The organism is Rheinheimera tilapiae (genome assembly GCF_042432165.1).
Classification (GTDB): Bacteria; Pseudomonadota; Gammaproteobacteria; order Enterobacterales; family Alteromonadaceae; genus Pararheinheimera; species Pararheinheimera tilapiae.
The window spans coordinates 73,425-92,572 of the sequence record NZ_JBHLXP010000005.1; the positions used below are offsets into that span (position 1 = coordinate 73,425).

Annotated in this window: 13 protein-coding genes and 1 riboswitch; of the genes, 11 read left to right on the forward strand and 2 right to left on the reverse strand. The window is 50.8% G+C overall.

The genetic code is table 11. The features are described from left to right. The first annotated feature begins 8 nt into the window (after positions 1-8). From ACFFJP_RS16620 to ACFFJP_RS16645, 6 genes are all read left to right on the forward strand, one after another. On the forward strand, positions 9-1,136 hold the full coding sequence (locus tag ACFFJP_RS16620; RefSeq protein WP_377246720.1) for a CsiV family protein: 1,128 nt from the start codon (positions 9-11) through the stop codon (positions 1,134-1,136). After that, positions 1,133-1,381: a DUF3862 domain-containing protein gene (locus tag ACFFJP_RS16625; protein ID WP_377246723.1), complete on the forward strand. Its 249-nt coding sequence runs from the start codon at positions 1,133-1,135 to the stop codon at positions 1,379-1,381. Before ACFFJP_RS16620 ends, ACFFJP_RS16625 begins: the two co-directional genes overlap by 4 nt. Before the next feature lie 6 nt (positions 1,382-1,387). Beyond that, positions 1,388-3,154, forward strand: a complete 1,767-nt coding sequence (gene radD / locus ACFFJP_RS16630; protein WP_377246726.1) for a DNA repair helicase RadD — start codon at positions 1,388-1,390, stop codon at positions 3,152-3,154. 124 nt (positions 3,155-3,278) lie between these two features. Beyond that, entirely contained in the window at positions 3,279-3,911 is a 633-nt protein-coding gene (locus tag ACFFJP_RS16635) for a glutathione S-transferase family protein (protein WP_377246729.1), read from the forward strand. 22 nt (positions 3,912-3,933) lie between these two features. Beyond that, positions 3,934-4,440, forward strand: a complete 507-nt coding sequence (locus tag ACFFJP_RS16640) for a DUF3087 family protein (RefSeq protein ID WP_377246732.1) — start codon at positions 3,934-3,936, stop codon at positions 4,438-4,440. A 192-nt stretch (positions 4,441-4,632) separates the two neighbouring features. Next, a complete protein-coding gene (locus tag ACFFJP_RS16645) occupies positions 4,633-5,475 on the forward strand; it encodes an HDOD domain-containing protein (protein WP_377246735.1) in 843 nt (280 codons plus the stop codon). Between the two features lie 102 nt (positions 5,476-5,577). On the opposite strand, the gene lysC is transcribed toward ACFFJP_RS16645, so the two are convergent. Continuing rightward, on the reverse strand, positions 5,578-6,927 hold the full coding sequence (gene lysC / locus ACFFJP_RS16650) for a lysine-sensitive aspartokinase 3 (RefSeq protein WP_377246738.1): 1,350 nt from the start codon (positions 6,925-6,927) through the stop codon (positions 5,578-5,580). A gap of 115 nt (positions 6,928-7,042) precedes the next feature. Beyond that, a riboswitch (Lysine riboswitch) is annotated at positions 7,043-7,215 on the reverse strand. Positions 7,216-7,434: 219 nt separating this feature from the next. Further along, entirely contained in the window at positions 7,435-8,679 is a 1,245-nt protein-coding gene (gene nhaD / locus ACFFJP_RS16655; protein WP_377246741.1) for a sodium:proton antiporter NhaD, read from the reverse strand. A 141-nt stretch (positions 8,680-8,820) separates the two neighbouring features. Between nhaD and ACFFJP_RS16660 the strand changes: the two genes are divergently transcribed. The 5 genes from ACFFJP_RS16660 (at position 8,821) to tamB (ending at position 19,146) form a co-directional block, all read left to right on the forward strand. After that, positions 8,821-10,065 carry an MksB family condensin complex protein gene (locus ACFFJP_RS16660; RefSeq protein ID WP_377246744.1) on the forward strand — a complete coding sequence of 415 codons (1,245 nt, stop codon included), beginning with the start codon at positions 8,821-8,823 and terminating at the stop codon, positions 10,063-10,065. Beyond that, on the forward strand, positions 10,066-10,617 hold the full coding sequence (locus ACFFJP_RS16665; protein ID WP_377246747.1) for a condensin complex protein MksE: 552 nt from the start codon (positions 10,066-10,068) through the stop codon (positions 10,615-10,617). Continuing rightward, complete coding sequence (locus ACFFJP_RS16670) at positions 10,610-13,453, forward strand: Mks condensin complex protein MksF (RefSeq protein WP_377246750.1); 2,844 nt, start codon at positions 10,610-10,612, stop codon at positions 13,451-13,453. Before ACFFJP_RS16665 ends, ACFFJP_RS16670 begins: the two co-directional genes overlap by 8 nt. A gap of 123 nt (positions 13,454-13,576) precedes the next feature. Then, positions 13,577-15,292 carry an autotransporter assembly complex protein TamA gene (gene tamA / locus ACFFJP_RS16675; RefSeq protein WP_377246753.1) on the forward strand — a complete coding sequence of 572 codons (1,716 nt, stop codon included), beginning with the start codon at positions 13,577-13,579 and terminating at the stop codon, positions 15,290-15,292. Beyond that, a complete protein-coding gene (gene tamB, locus ACFFJP_RS16680) occupies positions 15,289-19,146 on the forward strand; it encodes an autotransporter assembly complex protein TamB (protein ID WP_377246756.1) in 3,858 nt (1,285 codons plus the stop codon). The genes tamA and tamB overlap by 4 nt, the downstream gene beginning before the upstream one ends. Positions 19,147-19,148 lie beyond the last annotated feature (2 nt).

A 19,148-nucleotide genomic window follows, 5' to 3' on the forward strand; every position in this document is an offset into this window, starting at 1 on the left:
AGTGGACCATGAACAGATTAATGTTACGCCGTATGATCACAGCGGTTTTATTATGCAGCATACCTGCAGTGCAGGCGCAAAGCGCTGACGATCCCTGGTTTGAAATTGAACTGATCGCCTTTGAGCGCGGCAGCCTGAACAGCACGCTGGAAAAATTCAACGACAGCGTCACGCCGATAGCCGTGCATCGCAGTCTGGATTTATTAAAACCGCTGTACCAGCCCGATATCCGGGCACTCTATAGTGCGTTACCAGTGTGCCAGCCAGATCAGCAGCTGCCGCTTGATGCAGAGTTACAGTTTGGCGCCTTTGTCGCACAGCCCTGGTTTGATGAGATCCAGCTGGCCGAACAGAGTTTGCGCCAGTTCAATCATGCTTTCCCGCCAGAGCCGCTGCTGCAATGGCCTTTGGCCTGTCGACAAGCACCACGCGTGCAGGAAGGCATCATTGCGCCACAGTTGCTGGCGGACAACAGCGATCAGTTAGTCGCCGGCCCGCAAGTGTTACCGGTGATCCCGGCTCTTGTCGCACCATTGCCACTCGCTCATCAAAACAGCCCTTATCTGACCGATGAATCGACTTTTTTACTGAAAGATCTGGCCTGGCAGCTCAGTCATCGCGCTGGCCATAAACTGTTGTTGCATACCGCCTGGCGCCAGCCGCTTGGCGTGAAACGCCGCAGTCAGAGCCTGCGTTTTTTCGCCGGCCAGCGTTTCAGCCCACAGTTTGATTATCAGGGGCAGGCAAAAAATCCAGCTGCGGAATTGCACGCTAATCAGGCTGATCTGCAAACTGCAATTGACCAAACCTATCAGCAACTCCAACAACAGCAACAATTGCAGCAGGATACCGCGAGCAAAACTGTGGTCGGCCTGCCGCAGCAAGTCTGGCAGTTGGATGGACTGATCCAGCCGTATAATGAGCGGATGTTGTTTGCTGATACTGAATTTAACCTGCGTCAGCTGGCGCCGGGTGCCGGTGGTGACAAACTGCAAACATTCTATGTCAAAGACAACGTGCGTTTATTGCTTGGTGAAATTCATTATCTTGACCATCCACGCTTTGGCCTGATATTACAGATCAGACGTTTCACCCCACCTGCCACGCCCCTCGCTGGCGAAGGAGTTAGCCCTTGAAAAAGTTAGTGATTTTAACCGGTGTTTTGTTGTTAGCCGGTTGCAGCAAATTGTCGATGGAAAACTACAATCAGCTTAAAGTCGGCATGAGTTATCAGGAAGTCACAGCGATTATTGGCGATGCCAGTAGCTGTGAAGAAGTGATAGGCACGCGCAGCTGCGTCTGGGGCGATGACAGTAAAAGCGTCAAAGCCGGATTTGTTGCAGACAAAGCCATTGCGTTCAGCCATAAAGGCCTGAACTGAGGTCAGATGTCGTTACCTGCCGCCACCGCACAGTCCCGTTTTGCATTGCGGGACTACCAGCAACAAGCAGTAACGGCCGTGATCCAGTATTTTCGGCGTCTGTCGGATCCAGCCGTGTTGGTGTTACCGACCGGCGCTGGTAAAAGTCTGGTCATCGCAGAGCTGGCCCGACTGGCGCGTGGCAGGGTGCTGGTGCTGACGCACGTCAAAGAGCTGGTTAGTCAGAATCAGCAAAAATACCAGAGCTATGGTTTGGATGGCGGTATCTATGCCGCCGGGCTTGGCCTGAAACAAACCTCCCAGCAGGTCATTTTTGCCTCGGTGCAATCGGTAGCGAGGAATCTGGCTGATTTCAGCGCGCAGTTCAGCTTATTAATCATCGACGAATGCCATCGGGTGCCACTGGCGGAAGACAGTAGCTATCGCAGTGTGATCAGCCACTTACAGCAACAAAACCCCGGCCTGAAAGTGCTGGGGCTGACGGCCACGCCGTACCGGCTCGGTCAGGGGTTTATCTACCAGTTTCATTATCAGGGTGCAGTGCGCGGTGACAGCGACTGCTTTTTTCGCTGGTGTATTTTTGAATTGTCGATCCGCCTGTTGTTGCAGCGCCAATATCTGACACCACCAAACCGGCTGGACTGCGCGGTACTCAGTTACGATTTCTCCGGCCTCAAACCTGCCAGCAACGGCCATTTCCGCGAGGCAGAGCTCAATCAAGTGATTAATCACTACAAAAGAGTCACGCCACAAATCATTCAGCAGGTACAGCAATACGCCGCCACACGAAAAGGCGTGATGATCTTTGCCGCCACCAGCCAACATGCCCGCGAAATTCTGGCGTTATTGCCGCCGGCGGAAAGCGCGTTAATTCTGTCCGCCACGCCTTCTTCGGAGCGCGCTGCGCTGCTGGAGCAATTTAAACAGCAGCAACTGAAATATCTGGTCAATGTCGCAGTACTGACTACCGGTTTTGATGCGCCGCATGTTGACCTGATTGCAATTTTGCGGCCGACTGAATCACTGAGTTTGTATCAGCAAATAGTCGGTCGGGGCCTGCGGTTATCTCCCGGCAAAACCGATTGTCTGGTGTTGGATTATGCCGGCAATCTCTATGATTTATTCAGCAATGATCCGGGCCCGCCACCGCCGGATAAAACGTCCGTTCAGGTGACAGTGCCCTGCCCATTGTGCCAATACCCAAATCAATTCTGGGGCAAACAAAATCCCGATGGGCTGGTATTAGAACATTATGGCCGGCAATGTCAGGGCATGCGGCTGGACACATCGCAACAACCGGTGCCCTGTGGGTTCCGGTTTAAAGCACGGTTTTGCCCGGAATGTGGCACGGAACATGACATCGCTGCGCGTCTATGCCGCAGTTGTGGTTTTGTACTGGTCGACCCGGATAAAAAGTTGCAGGACGCGCTGAAACTAAAAGATGCACTATTGCTGTATCCGACCCAGCTTGAGGCGCAAACCGAAACCGACAGCAACGGTAAAGCACGGCTACGCTTGCGTTATGTCGATGCTGAAGGCCAACAACTGCAGGAGTTTTTTAGTCTGCACAGCCGCAGCCAAATTCAGCGTCTGTGCAAGGTCGTGTTACCGCCGTTTATCGTGGACCGCCATGTCCCGTTTCAAGCCAATACAGTGTTACAACTGGAAGCCCAGCTACACCGCCTGATCGCACCCGCCGTGGTGATTGCGCAAAAAGACGGTCGATTCTGGAAAATACGTGACAAATTATTCGAAATTAACAAATCAGCCTAGTTTCTTCACATTATTATTTATATTCAAACACTTAGAATTAGCCATTTAAAATTCTATCACTGGCTTTACATTGAGATTCGCTTAGGCAAGAATAGAACCATTGGCCGCATAGGAAGCAACGACCGTGTATAAACTGTTTTATTCACCTGGCACTGCCAGTATGGTCATCCATCAGCTGTTAATTGAGCTAAAGCAGCCTTTTGAGCTGGTGTTAGTCGATTTTGCTGCCGGGCAACAAAAATCTGCCGAGTTTTTACAGTTAAACCCACAGGGCCGGGTCCCGGTATTGGTTGATGCAGAGGTAAGCATTTATGAATCTGCTGCCATTTTGTTGTATCTGACAGAAAAGCATCAAGCATTGACGCCGCCTCCAGGTACTAAAGCCCGTGCCTTGTTTTTACAGCAGATCGCCTTCCTGACCAATAACCTTGCCCCGCAATTTCGCTTTTGGTTTTATTCGCCAGATTTAGGTTTCGACGAATACCCACTGGCATTAAAACAACAACTGCAACAGAACATTACCAGTATTTGGCAACAACTTGACGATCAGTTAACCAGCAATGGCCCTTATTTGCTCGGTGACGAGTTTAGTGCCGCCGACCTGATGCTGACCATGTATATGCGCTGGTCGAGGAATATGCCGACGACTGCGCTAGCTTGGCCTGCACTGCAGCGTTTAGCTGATTTGGTTCGTTCAAGACCCAGCTGGCGACAGTTATATCAACAGGAAGGCCTCACTGAATGGGCAGGCTTCTAATAAACAGGGAACAGTAACACTAATGCAACTGGTTGATATCGATAAAAACACCTACCGCAGTCATCTCAATGTCGTCATTGTGTCCGCCGTTGCTGTTTTTTCTGCACTGGGAGTGGGGATTTCCGCAGCACTGGTGTATTGGTTTGGCGCTGCACAAGGCCAGAACTTTTACCTGAACTTATTAGGCGTCTGCGTTGGCGGCGCTATTGCAGCATGGTGTCTGCACCGCCTAAAACGGACGCGCTATTTCTATGAAGTCGCTTATGTTTGGGATTTGAAACAAGAACTTAATCTGATCAACCGCAAACTTACGGTGTTAAAGAAAGCGGTTGAACTGCAGGACCCGGATGCCATGCTGGTTATGCTCTACAATCTGCAGGGCTCTAAACAGCTGTGGCAATTAGATGATAATATTTTGAATTTACAAGAATTAGAGCTCGAATTAATTCAACTGGAACACAAGATCCGCGGCTGTGGCCTAACGCTCGATGCAAACCAGTATCAACGGACTTTATTAGAAAAATTTTAATTTCTATTGGATCCGACTTCTCGTTGATGACCTGACTAAGCAGATGATCTAGAAGTTGTTTTTAATCACACTATCGCATTTTATTTTTTAATTTTTTTTTATTTCCGGCTGTGAAAGCGCTCTGAGTTGGACAATAATCAACTTCATCGTGACTCACATCTTCTGTGTACATTAGAGACAAGGTTCTTATTTATGCCAGTTCAAAATGCCTTATTAACTATTCTGATTGAAAAAGTCCGCACCGATACACTGGTTTTACCCAGCTTGCCGGAAATTGCTCTGAAAATCCGCAAACTGGCGGAAGATCCAAACGTGAATCTGGCCAAAATGGCCGAAATGATTTCACATGATCCGGCGCTGTCTGCCCGTATCATGAAAATCGCCAACAGCGCTTTTGTTGGCCGCGGCGTACACGTCAATACGCTGCAACAGGCGACTACTCGTATCGGTTTAAGGTACATTAAAAACGTCGTCACTGCAATGGCAATGGAACAGTTGTTTGTCTCTAAAAGCCCGATGATCAAAAAGTACATGGACAATGTCTGGTCTGAGACGCTTGAACTGACCGCTTTTGCATTAGCCGCTATGCAGCAATACAACTCAAACTACAAATACACAGCGGTCAATTTCGATACGATGACACTGGCGGGTCTTGTGCATAACATTGGCGCATTGCCGGTATTGACCGAAGCTGAAAAACAGCTGGATGTGTTTGGCAATGAAGAGTTTTTGAAACAGGCGACTGCTTCTATCGCTGGACCTATCGGCTCTACTATCCTGCGGTCTTGGGGATTCCCGGACGAACTGATTGAAGTTGCTGAACACTGGGATCATCCGGATTATCAGCCGAAACACCCATCATATGTCGATTTCATCCGCATCGCGGCGATCAAACAAGGCCGTTATCATGCAGAAGGCGAAATCGCCGACCTGCTGACACCTTATGTTGAATTAGGCTTAATTCCATCAAATGAATTCTACCGCTCACCTGAGTTCGTAGCGTCATTTAACGAAATCAAACAGTTGTTTGTATAGAACTGAATAAACCCTGAGTGGATTTCAACAAATACTCTCAGGGTTTAGTTGCGTGCCTTTCGATTAAAAAAGCCAGTGTGAACGCTGGCTTTTTTTGATGACTCAGGCTGCCTGAAACAAAGCCTGATGCAGCTCTTTGACGACACCTGGCGCTTCATTGTCCTGCACCAGGAAACAGAGATTGTGCCGGCTAGCGCCGTGACAAATCAGCCGCATATTGATTTGCTCGAGGGCCTGGAACAAAGATCCTGTAATGCCCCGCGTGCTATGCAGGTGATTGCCAATCACCGCCACCAGACTCAGCCCCTGCTCGACTGTCACTTCCGAGAATTCACGCAGAGCCGCTAATGCTGGTTCAATCGCAGTACCAAAAGCACTGCCCGGCGCATCATCCAACGTCAGCGCCACGCTGATTTCAGAGGTTGTGACTAAATCCACTGAGATCTGGTGTTGGCTTAAAATGGCGAACACGCGGGTCAAAAAGCCGGCGGCATGCAACATCGCCGGGCTTTTAACCGTGATCAACGTTTGATTCTTGCGCAGTGCAATAGCGCGATAAGATGGGCGTGCATCGACCTGTTTTGAGATCCAGGTACCACCCGCTTCCGGTTCACGGCTAGAGCCGACAAACACCGGAATATTCTGCCGCATCGCCGGAATTAACGTTGCCGGGTGTAACACTTTGGCACCAAAAGTCGCCATTTCGGCGGCTTCATCGAAGCTAATTTCCGGGATACAACGAGCGTCCGGTGTCAGGCGTGGATCTGTGGTGAAAATACCTACTACATCAGTCCAAATCTGTACCACTTTGGCGCCGATGGCTTCGCCCAGAATCGCAGCGCTATAGTCTGAACCGCCGCGTCCAAGCGTGGTGGTCTGATTGGCACTGTCAGCGCCGATAAAGCCTTGTGTCACAATAATCTGGGAATTCAGTAAAGGGGCCAGATATTGCTGAGTCAGCGCAGTGATCTGATCAACCTGTGGTTCGCCTTTGCCAAAACGCGAATCAGTCCGCAACACCTGACGTACGTCAAAACTGCTGACCGCCGCGCCGCGCTCAGCAAGTACCTGCGCAAACAACACCGAACTTAACCGCTCACCAAAAGATTGTACCAGGTCTTTTTCACTGTCAGTAAAAGCCACAGTACGGCCAATCAGCGTTTTGAGCTCCAGCAGCAGCTGTTCAATAGCGGCGCCGACCGCAGCTTGCTGCTGCAGCTTTTCCAGCACCGCGTAAGTGATACGTTCGATACCGGTATAATGGGCAAAACGCCCTTCAATGATGTCTTCTTTAGTGATAGCGACTAACAGGTTGGTGACGCCAGAACTGGCACTGACGACAACTAACCGGATCGAAGGGTCAGCAAGGACAATATCCGCGCAGCGCGACATGGCGGCGAAATCTGCCACTGAGGTACCGCCAAATTTGGCGACGATAAATTGATTAGACAAGGTGTCTCTCCTTATGGACAAAATAAGAAGAGCATGGCATTTGCAGAGCAACAATCAGATACAACAAACCCCGGACGCAGCAGCGCGGTGTTGTTGTCTACTTGCAGACACAACAAAGGCCAGAAGCTCTCCACCGAAGTTTCAGGTGACAGTCGCAGGGATTCAGCCCTGACAACCGAAAAACATGTTGCTACTGCATGTTTTCCTCGGCGTTCATCCCCCTCCTTCAGTCTGCGGTGTATAGCCACCTACACTGAATTACCTGGTGAACGCTCCTCTTCTGGTCTATCAGAATGATTGACGCAGCTACCTTACCCTGACTTGCCGCAAAAGGCAACAGCCTTTTAGACGTCTGTAATAAAATTACAGAATTTACCAAAGCGACACAGCTCACTGTGCAAGTTTCGGCTGGAAAATAATGCCAAACAGCTACACCGTTTGTACAAGGCGCTCCAATTTAGTAATAAAAAAACGGCGCCGTAGCGCCGTCTTTTATCAGTGTCAGCGTTAACAAGCGAACTGTCCGATAACAAATACACCGGCATAACCGAGGCTGTAGCATAACAGCAGGTAGCCACCCATTTTCAGATAGCTGCCAAAAGTCAGTTCTTTTAACTTACTCATCGCGATGATACCGGCCGCAGAACCAATAATCAGTAACGAACCACCAACACCCACGGCGTAGGTCAATAGCAGCCATTCCGCAGTGCTCAGAGCCAGGTCTGCTTTTAACAGCGCGGCAGTCAAAGGTACGTTATCGATCAATGCAGAAGACAAGCCCATCAGATAGTTCGCTTGCACCGGCGGCATCACCGCATAGAGATTGGTGAAGTTCTGCAGGAAATTCACTTCTTTTAGTACGCCAACCAACAACAACACACCTAAGAAGAACAGTAACGTTTCAAATTCCACTTCACGCACGTAATTCAAAATACTTTGTGTGGCTTTTTTGCGGAACAAAAACTGTGCGCTGAGGAACATCAAGCCCAGGCCAAACAGGAACGTCAGCACCGGCGGGATCGAAAACAGAATGTTAAACACTAAAGTCGCGAAGATAGTTCCTACGAAAATACCGGCGATCACCGCATCCCGCTTTTCAAATGGTTTGGTATTTTTTTCTACAGTCAGCGCCTGATCCATACCGCGGGATAGCAAAATTGCCAATAACATCACAGCACCAAAAGCCGGCGGCACCAGCCACAGCAAGTTCGGGATCGTCACTTTATCCGCAAGGAAGAACATCAGTGTGGTGACGTCACCAGTGATCAGCGATACACCACCACTGTTCACCGCGAAGATAATCAACGCACCAAATTTGATTTTTTTCGCTGCTTCGAGCTTCACACCAGAGATCACCGCAATAGTCACCAAAGTGGCTGTGACGTTGTCAGCGAACGAGGAGAAAACAAAGGCAAAAGTTGCGACGATAAACATCAATTTGCGTTCGGTCAGTTCAGACGGCAGAATGCGCTGAACCAGCTGGGCGATAAAGCCTTTGCTATTTAAATAAGCGACAAAAGTCATAGTTGACATTAAAAATAACCACAACGTGGCGATTTCTAACAAATTGTGTTCCAGCTGATGCTGAACATGCTCACGCGAGGCATCACCGTCTGCAAAAATAAACAGTAAAATCCAGCACAGAGTACCGAAAAAAAGTGTCGTTTTTGCCTTGTTTACGTGGATAATATCCTCTATAACGATCAGCATAAAGGCAAGCGCAACCAAGCCCAGTAAAATACCCGTTAGCATAAATGACCACCCGCAATTATTAATAAATTATGAAATATTGTCGGGGCGGCATTCTAGCACCGCGGTTCGTCGCACTCTACTGGAAATTGGTCGTAGATCTTGTAATGAATCAAATAATCACCGGATGAAGCAACTCCCCTCATGTTATCAGCAAAAAAAATACTGAAATGCCTGGATGATGACTGGCCGGTACTCGAAGCGCTGGCCAATCGCAGTCAGCTCTACAGCTTTAGTTTTCAGGACGTGCAGGCGTTATTCACGCGCTATTTTCCGCAACTTTCGAGTGAGCAGGTATTTCGCGAAGCACAAAAGCTGCTGGCGCAGGACATCCTGATCCCGCAGGCCAAATCCAGCCAACTGGAACTGAACCGCTCGGTACTGGAGTTCATTCAGTTTCTGACGCAGGAACACAATCTCGGCACTGTCGGCGACATCCAAAGCCGGATTGACGAATTAGACCGGCTGCGGGCCCGCCTCGATGGCGCGGTTCGGCAAAAAGATGTGCATGAGATGCGCCGGTTTGTCCGGTTGATGGACGAACGGGTGCGTGAAGTGGTCAAACATTTCCGCAAAAACGAAAGTGCCATTTTACATCTGGTAGATAAAGCCAAGGCCGATGACAGCAATATGTCACTGGCGCGCCGTTACGCCGCGGTGATGGAAGCTTTTGATGAATATATCGAGCCGGTGCTGCAGATGATCGACATCAATGGCCCGTTCCAGCACAGTATTGAAACGCTGGAACATTGTCTGTCTGACTTAGTGCAGTTTATTGAAGACACCGGCTTTATGTCCGGTGACAAGGAGCCGCTGGTGCAGCTGCGCACGCGCCTGCTCGACATGAACCAGATTGGCCGTGAATCGCTGACCAGAAGTACTGATGTGTTAATGCCACTACGCGAAGAACTGCGCAAAAACACCTTGATTTCACGCAATGCCAGTCTGGTGCTGGCAACTTTGCGCAAACAGGGTTTTGAGCCAATCATGGAGCAACTTGCGGCAAAATTCAGCTCGGATCACCAGAAATTCAGCCTTGGTAGTGCCAACCAAATCACCAGCTATATGGCAGAACTGGTCGACTACCAGGACGACAACTACCAGTTGCCGGATGCAGTTGACAGTCAACCCGGTGCCAATATCCGCGTACCGGACCTGCAGGATGTACTGAAGTCAGCGCGCACGCAAAAATCCAATACCGACTTATCTAAATGGCTGGCGCATAGCTACCCACAACTGCCGGTCGACGAATTGTTATTTTTATATCAGGAACTTAGTCGCGCTCCGGCGTTAAAACTGGAACATCAGGACGACGTCAGTGAAATGGAAGTCAATGGCTTCCGGCTGCGTCTCCATCCTTTTGTCACCCGCCACAGCGACAGGACATAAATGATGCAGATAGATCTCGAAAAATTGCCAAATCTGGCAGACATCTCTAAACGCCTGACCACCGGTTATCACATCAGTGAGCAGGACTTTGCGCTCTGGACTGAGCTGGACGCCAACGAAGACGCCTACAGTGCCTTGTTTGCCGCGCTTGGCAATCAACTCAAACGCGACAGTCGTGGTTTTTTCTATTTTGATGTCGACGACGCGACCGTCAATATGGGCAAAATTTCGCGTTTGTTTGCACTGACGACTTACGCTTTGGTCGAGTTTTTTGCCGATCAGGGCCAGGACCCACTGCGAGCGCTGTTTGAAACCGAAATTAATCACGAGATTTTATCCAGCATTTTGCAGCAGCAATATCACCTGTTTGAACAACTGGAAATTTACTCCGCTACCGATTTAAAACGTGAAGTTGGCAACCGGATGCTGCGCTATGGTTTTGCCAAAACGCAGGGCGACAATTTTAAGTTGTTGCCACCGTTGTACCGGTATCTCGATGCGTTAGTTGCCGTCGATTCATTAGCCGAAGAAGAGGGTCACCAGCATGTCTGAGTTATATGGCTTAACCAAACTGGCCCTGTTAAACACCGCCGGCTATGCCAAATGTGTCATTCCACTGGACGACGCTGCATCGATTTGTGCGCCCAATAACACCGGTAAAAGTTCGGTGATTAATGCACTGCAGTTTCCGCTGATCAACGATTTACGTCTGACCGAATGGGACGGCCACGATCTGGACGAAACCCGTAAATTCTATTTCGGCACCGATCAGAGTTATATCCTGCTCGAAGCCAATCTGCCGGAAGGCCCGGTGGTGATTGGTGTGGCAGGCCTTGGCAAAATTGCCGGTTATCAGTTCCAGTATTTCTGTTATCGCGGCAAACTCGATCTGGCGCATTATGTCAGCGAAAACAGTATCATCCGTTACAACAAACTCGATCATCACCTGCGTAACTTAGGCTTTGAACCGCTGGAGTTAAAACCGTCAGAGCTGAACGCGATGCTGACCGGCGGCGCCACGCCGTATGACAGCAAAATCAATTTACGGATGATCCCACTGACCAACGTCAGTGACGCACCGGTGTATAAAGATATTTTCCGCCGGATTCTGAACCTGCACCGCCTGACGGCGCAGGACGTCAAACGCCTGTTATTGCCGGTTTTTGCCCGCCATTTAAGCGACCCGAAAGTCGATTTTTATACAGTTTGGCACAATGCCTTTGAAAAAGTGAACCGCGATCGGCGCGAGCTCAAAGCGCTGGAAAATCAACAGGAAGCGGTGGAAGCTTTAGAAAATTTGATCGACAACCGCGCGGTACTGAAAGGCCGCCTCGCCGCCTATGCGCCGAAACTGGATAAAGCGTTAATTGAATTTCAGAGTTACCTCGACGAACAACAGCAGGAACTCGGCTCTCAACTGGATGCGCTCAGTCAGGAAAAACATCAGCTGGAAGACAAACAGCGGCTGTATGTTGGCCAAATTAAAGAGTTATCCAGCAAGCAGCTGGGCCTCAAAAGCTGGTTTGACGAACATGATGCCTTGGCCCAGCGTTTTGGCCTGACCAACCTGCCGACACTGCAGTCCAATCTGGCCAATATCCGTGCCCAATACGAGAGCTTAAGTCACAGTCTGCAAGGCGCGGCAAACTTAAATCCGGCGACGCTGGCCCATCAACAGCAACAAACGCAGAAACAGCTGAAAAGTCTGAAACTGCAGCTGAAAAACCTGGAATACAACCTGTATTCCAGATTACGCGAAGATTTGTCACTCGGTGAAGTGCAGCAGCTGACTAAGTTACTGAACCCGGATGTGCTGTCGTTGTCGACCGCCAGCGGCGGTGATGTGGTGATTCACGACGATGACGCTTTTGCTGAGCAGCTCGGCCAAATTGCCGACGCTTTCAAAGGTGGCAAACTGCATCTCGCCGGCATCACCATCGACCTCAGTCATTTAGCAGCACCGGATATGGCCGGTAGCGAAGGTAAAATTCAACTCAAAGAGCAGATTGAAGCGCTGCAGCTGACACTGGCCACTTTAGAGCAACAAGCAGAAGTTGCGCAGGATTTCACGGGCAAAAGCCGCGAAAAAGAACGCTTGTACCAGGACATGCTGCAAGCAGAAGAGGACCTGAAACGTTTTGCCCGCTACAGCGAAATGGCGCAATTGCTCAACGAGCAGCAACTGTTGTCTGAACAGCTGACGCAGGAAGAAGAGATCGTGCACGAACAACTGGCGCAAGTGCAGCAAAAAGCCAGCAGTCTGTCAGACCGGCGCAATCTCATCACCAACAAGCAGGATCAGCTAAAACGTCAGCTGGAACGCATTGAACACGAGAAAAAAGACCGCATCGACTTCCAGCTCGATTTTTATTCTGGCCGGGTAACGCCCTATCCGATTGAAATCAATCTGGAATATGACAATCTGTCCGATGAGCTGCGTAGCTACAACAAACACTGTCAGGAGCTGAAGCTGCTGGAGATCAACATTAAAAATACCTACTTGTTTATTTTTAATGCTGGCATCAGTAAGTTTGAAGCGGAAACCGACGAAGAAAGCAAATATCAAAAACTGATCAGTGCCTTTCATCACCTCGACAAAGAGCGCGAAGCCATCGAGCGCCGCGCACGTGTCGCCCTGACCGAAGTTGCCAGTACTCTCAAAGGGTTACGCTCAGATTTGGAGCGGCTGCACCGCGAGCTGAACAGCTTTAACCGCGGCATCTGGCGCCACCAAATCTCGAATTTGCAGGATTTTAAAATCGAGATCGTTGACCGCAAAATCTTAGTCGGCCATATCGATACGATTTTGGCGACTTCGGATGCCTATCAACAAGGTGACACGCTCGACTTGTTAGCACCTGGCGTCACCAGCGCTGAGCGCGATATCAATTCAGCGAAGGATTATCTAATCCAGGCCGCCAGTGAAAAAGGCGGTCTGACGCTGTCAGACTTATTTGATATTCGTTTTAAAGTGGTCAATCGCGCCGGCGACGTGGAGTTTTTCGACAAAATTGATTCCGCCGGTTCTAACGGCACCCGCATCACGATTAAGTTATTGTGTGGCATGTTGTTTATCCGTCAGCTGCTGGCTGAACGCGAACGCGGCAAGTACCGTATCCCGATTTATATCGACGAAGCCGCTGATATCGATCCACACAACCAACAGGCGCTGATTGAAACGGCACTGAACTTTGGTTTTGTGCCGATTTTTGCCTCGGTCAAACCACAAACCAGCTGTCGTTACATTGTGCCAATCCGTACCGTGAAAAATGGCGCACAAAACTGGGTCGACGAAAAAGACTGGATCATCTGTGAACAACTGCCAAGTCAGGATACAGTCACAGCTGCAACTGAAGTATTGGACGAAAATCAGTCAGTTGATGCCTGATTGCAGCCAAGGGCCGGAACTTCCGGCCCTTGGTCGCAGCCCAATAGGCAATTCATACGCAACCCGCTACACTGAGCCGGTCGCCGACGACAGGGAGTTCGTATTCTGCCTTATCTCAAGTCTTTGAATTTATTACTACTATGCGTGCTTCTCGCGACGATGTTGTTCAGCGTCAAAGCGCAGGCTGCCAATCGCATTGAATTCACAGGCGTAACCCTCGAACGTCGTCAAAATATTGAGCTGTATTTATCAGCGATCAGTCCCGCCCAAATCAATAAGTCGGCACGATTTAAGAACCGCGTGGCACGTGAGATCAAACAAGCGCTGCGTGGCCTCGGTTATTACCAAGTGTTGATTGAATTTGAAGATAAATCCGACGGTAAAGACTATGTGCTACTGGCAAAAATTACTGCCGGTAAATATGTGTTTATTGAAGTGGCGGATTTGCAACTGAATGGCGAAGCCGTGCGCGATGCTGAATTCCTGGCGCTGCAAAAAGCCAAAGCGCCAAGAAAAGGCGAACGGATGCACCATGGCATCTATGAAGACTATAAAAAAGCCTTGCTCAGTCTGTCGCATCGCAAAGGTTATTTTGACGCAGAGTTCAGTCGCGCCGAACTGGAAGTCACGCCAGGCGATCGGCGCGGTAAAATGCATCTGCATTTTCAAAGTGGCCCGCGCTACCGCTTTGGCGAAATAAAATTCGTCGGCGGCCAGATCCGCGACGCCCGGCTACAAACTTTATTACCGTTTAAAAGCGGCGATTTCTATTCAGCAGAACGCCTGGCTAAACTCAGCCAAAACTTGGCCAATACGCTGTGGTTTGGCAGTGTGGATCTAATCGCTGATCCAGATAACCGTAAGGACGGCGCGTTGCCTTTGACCATTGAGCTGCAACCCGCAGTGAAAAATACGGTTGAAACCGGTATCGGTTATGCCACAGATGTTGGGGCTCGTATTAAGACCAGTTGGTTTAAGCCCTGGGTCAATGACCGCGGTCATAGTCTCAATGCTGATCTGGCGCTATCACAACGCGAGCAGTATCTGGAAACGAGTTATAAGTTTCCGCTACGCGATGTTGCCAATGACTATTACCAGTTATCTTTCGGCTATAAAAACAAAGACTTACTCGACACCGACAGTACCAGTTACAACCTGAAAGGTGAACGACACTGGTTACTCAGCAACCAATGGCAACGGACGTTGTCACTGCGCTGGCTGTATGAAGATTATGTGCAGGGTGCGCAACGCGACACATCCAATCTGGTGCTGCCAGGCTTTGCTTTTAGCCGTAACCGGGATACCGGCGGCAGTATGCCATTGGATGCCGACAATTATTTGCTGTCGGTCGAAGCCGCCAATACCAGCTGGGGCTCAGATACGGATTTTGTCCGGCTCTACGGTCGGGCTGGCTGGATTGGGTCGTTCAGTGAAGATCAACGTTGGCTGGTGCGGCTAGACGCTGGCGCGATCTTACAGGAACAAATTGCCAATATTCCGCCCTCTTTACGCTTTTTTGCCGGCGGTGATAGTAGCCTGCGTGGTTATGGTTATCAGACACTCGCGCCAGTTAATGACAAGCAGGAACTGATCGGTGGCATTCGTCTGGCTACGGTTAACCTCGAGTATCAACATCGGGTCAAAGGTGATTGGTGGCTGGCGCTGTTTACCGATTACGGCAGTGCCTGGAATGATCAGCCTGATTGGAAACAGAGTGTCGGCATTGGTGCGCGTTGGGCGTCCCCGGTCGGTCCTATCCGCCTCGACCTTGCCTACGGCCTGGATCATGAACCAAACGGGCGCTTCCGCATTCATTTCACGCTGGGGCCGGAATTATGAGTCAGTCAACGCCGCAGGTGCCTTTGTCCGCTGAGCCGAGCGCAGCGCCTATTCGCCGCACCAAGTCCGTCTGGCTCTGGCTGCGGCTTGTTGTATTAACCGCGCTGCTATTGTTGTCGTCTGTACTGGCGTTGTTTGGTAGCAACCCAGGCCTACAATTGCTGTGGCTGCTGCAGCCCCAACTGCTGCCTGCACTGCAGATGCAAGAAGTTAGCGGTGACTTGTGGCAAGGCGTGCGGATCAAACAATTGCAGTATCAGCAGCCGGATCTTCAGGTGGCAGTAGCCGAACTGGCGCTGAAAGTCGATTTAAGCTGCCTGTGGCAGCGCCAACTGTGTTTGCCGCTGGTGCAGGTCACGCAACTACAGGTCAGTCAGACGGTAGCAGAGTCAACGCTGCCAGAATCAGCACTGCCGACCAGTCCTGCAGAGTCTGCCGCAAATGGTCGGCAACTGCCATTCAGTGTCCGCATTGGCCGGTTAGAATTTATCGACAGCGCGGTGCAATTGCCGACCCAGCACATTCGGATTGGTCTTTTGCACACAGCACTGGATCTGACAGCGGAGCGGCTGACGCTGCAGAGCCTGACGCTGGCAAAAAGCAGGCTCAGTCTGCAGAAAGACACCAATAACAGCGCTGCAAACAACCCATTGCCGGCATTGTTGCAACTGCAACTACCCGTGGAACTGGCGCTGCCGCAGCTGCATGTGACCGATTTTACCTTAATGCAAGCCCAACAAACTCTGCTGCAACTGCAATCCCTACAAACTGATGTGCTGCTCACTGCCAATCAATGGCAGTTGCAGAATACGCAGCTGCAACTGCAACAGCCTGAGCTGCAAGCCAGCGGTGATGTGCTGCTAGAACGGTTGACGCAGCAACTGGCACTGCAGCTGCAACTGGAAGCAAGCCACGCGCAGCTGTCAGCACCGGTTAAGGTCAACATAGACGGGCGAGGTCCTCTGGCAACATGGCAATTGCAAGTAAACAGCACCAGCCCGTGGCCGCTGCAACTCGAACTGAAAACCGATCTGGTAAGCCCGGGATTGGCTTTTCAGGGTACCTTGCATGGCGACGATTTGCATTGGCCCTTACCAACGAAGGTCCAAACACCTATCACCGTGCCAGCGGATCCTCAAGCTGCCACCCCCATGGCGACAAAACCCACCATGCAGCCAGCAGATTTGACGTTACGTCAACTTGGTGTGCAGTTCAGTGGTGACCTCAACCAACAACAGCTGACATTGAATGTCGCCACTGAGTCGCCGGCCCTGCCCCAAGCCGAATGGACGTTGAGCGCTACTCAGCACCAAGGCGTGCTGGAACTCAGCGCCCTGCAATTGCGCACATTAAATGGACAAGCGGATCTCAGTGGTAAACTGCAGCTAAACACGCTGGAGCTGACGGCAGCGTTACAACTCAACGGTATCCAACCCGGCCTGTATTGGGCTGATTACCCCGGCGAATTGAGTGGCCAGGTTGAACTGGATGCTAATTTTGCCGCCAATCCTGCCCGCCAATGGCAGCTACATGCCAATACGCTGCATTTAAATGGCGAGCTGCGCGGTCAACCGCTATTGCTCGACGGTAAATTAACCCTACAACAACCCCGTAGCGGTCTGCTGCAACTGGAAACGCTGGGACTAAAACTGCAACACGGTCCGAACCTGTTACAGCTAAATGGCGCATTGGGCGAGCAATTGACGTTGGATGCGACCTTGCACATTGCCGATCTGGCACATTCGCTCGCACTGGCCGAAGGCGAAATTGACGCGAAGTTCCAACTGCGCGGTGACATGAAAAAACCTGATCTGCAGCTGAGCCTGAGCGCCCGAAAGCTCAGTTATCTGGACGATTATTCCCTGGCGGAATTCACTGTCAGTGCCAATTTACCGGCCATGGGAGAAAAAAGCAGTCAAATCAGTCTAAACGCCAAAAACGGTCAGGCGCCCGGTTGGCAATTACAACAGCTCGACTGGCAATCCGAAGGGACACAACAACAACATCAAACCCACCTGACGTTGGACAGTCATCAGCTCAAAGCGGTGCTCGCGATGCAAGCCGGCATCAAAGAACAACAGTGGCGTGCCAATGTTCAGGAGTTTCGACTGCAATCCGACATGGGTGATTGGCAGCTGCAAAAGGCTTGGCCGATCCGGTTGGATTTGGCTAAACAACAAGCAGAACTCGGCGCAGCCTGCTGGTTACAGGCCGACGCATCGATTTGCCTGAGTAAAACCAAGCTGCTCAGCAGCAAACAAGGCGAACTTGCGCTGCAACTGCAGCAACTTCCACTCAACAGCCTCGATCCGGTATTACCGCCAAATCTCAGCCTCGAAGGCAGCGCCAGTGGTCAACTGGCATTCAATTGGCTGAAAGGCCGGTTATCTGAGTTGAGCTGGCAACTGCAAAGCGCGACAGGCTTGCTTCGACACCAGCTCACCACGCCGCTAGATCTGCCCTGGCGTGAACTGAGTTTAACTGGTGGCCTGAAAAACTTTCAGTTAACCAGCAGTTTGCAGGCGATCTTAAGTAAAGACAGCGCCATTGCCGCGAACATTGAAATCAAAGCCTTAAACAGCGCAGCGCCAACTCTCAAAGCTAATTTACAGCTGGCGCCATTGTCGCTGACATTCCTGCAGCCGGTGTTTAATGAATACAGTAAATTTGATGGTCTGCTGAGCGCAAACCTACGTGCCGAAGGTGCACTGGGCAATCCGGCGATTTATGGCAGTCTGGCTATTGACGCGCTGCAACTGACTGGCCAACAAGCTCCACTGGAACTGACCAAAGCCAATCTGCTGGCCAGTTTCCGCGGCTTTGCCGCCAGTCTGAACAGTGACTGGCAGACACCGGAAGGCCGACTCAGTGTGACTGGCGATGCAAATTGGCTGACGCCGGACGCCTGGTTTAGTCAGGTCGACGTCAAAGGCGACAAATTGCAGTTGCAGCTGACGGATGCTGAGCTGACCGTCAGCCCGCAGCTGCGACTGACCGCGAGCCCACATTCAGGCCAAGTCAGCGGCACTATTGATATCCCAGCCGGAAATATTCGGTTTAATAGCCTGCCGGAAAATGCCACCAAAGTCAGCGCCGATGAAATCGTGATCTCGGCACAGCAACGCGCCGGCGAAAAATCAAACTGGATACTCAGCTCCGATATCCGGCTCAAAATTGGCGAGCAGGTCCGGCTGGCCGCTTTTGGACTGAAAACCCGCTTACAAGGTGATTTACGCGTCCGCCAGCAAGGCATGGTTCCAACGCTGCATGGACAGGTTCAGCTGAAGGACGGTAGTTTTCGCGCCTATGGTCAGGACTTAAAATTGCGTAAAGGCCGACTGACCTTTAATGGCCCGGCCAGCCAACCGTTGCTGGCCATTGAGGCAATCCGCAATCCGGAGAAAACTGAAGATAATGTCATTGCCGGCCTGCGGGTTAATGGTTTAGCGGACAACCCTCTGGTTGAAGTGTTTAGTGAACCCTCTAAACCACAGGCCAATGCGCTGGCTTATCTGCTGTTAGGGCGTGACATCGGCAGTAGTGCCGGTGACGGCGCTGTCACCACTGGCTTGATCGGCATCGGTATCGCCAATTCGGGGCAACTGGTTGGGGCGATTGGCGAAGCCTTTGGCATCTCAGATCTGAGTCTGGATACAGCCGGCAGCGGTGACAAATCCAAAGTGACTGTCAGCGGTTATTTATCCCCAAGACTGCAGGTCAAATATGGCGTCGGGATCTTCAGTCAGTTTGGCGAGTTCACATTGCGTTACCGGCTGATGCAACAGGTTTATGTCGAAGCCGTACAGGGCCTCGCGACCTCGGTTGATGTGTTATATAAAATGGAATTCGACTAGGG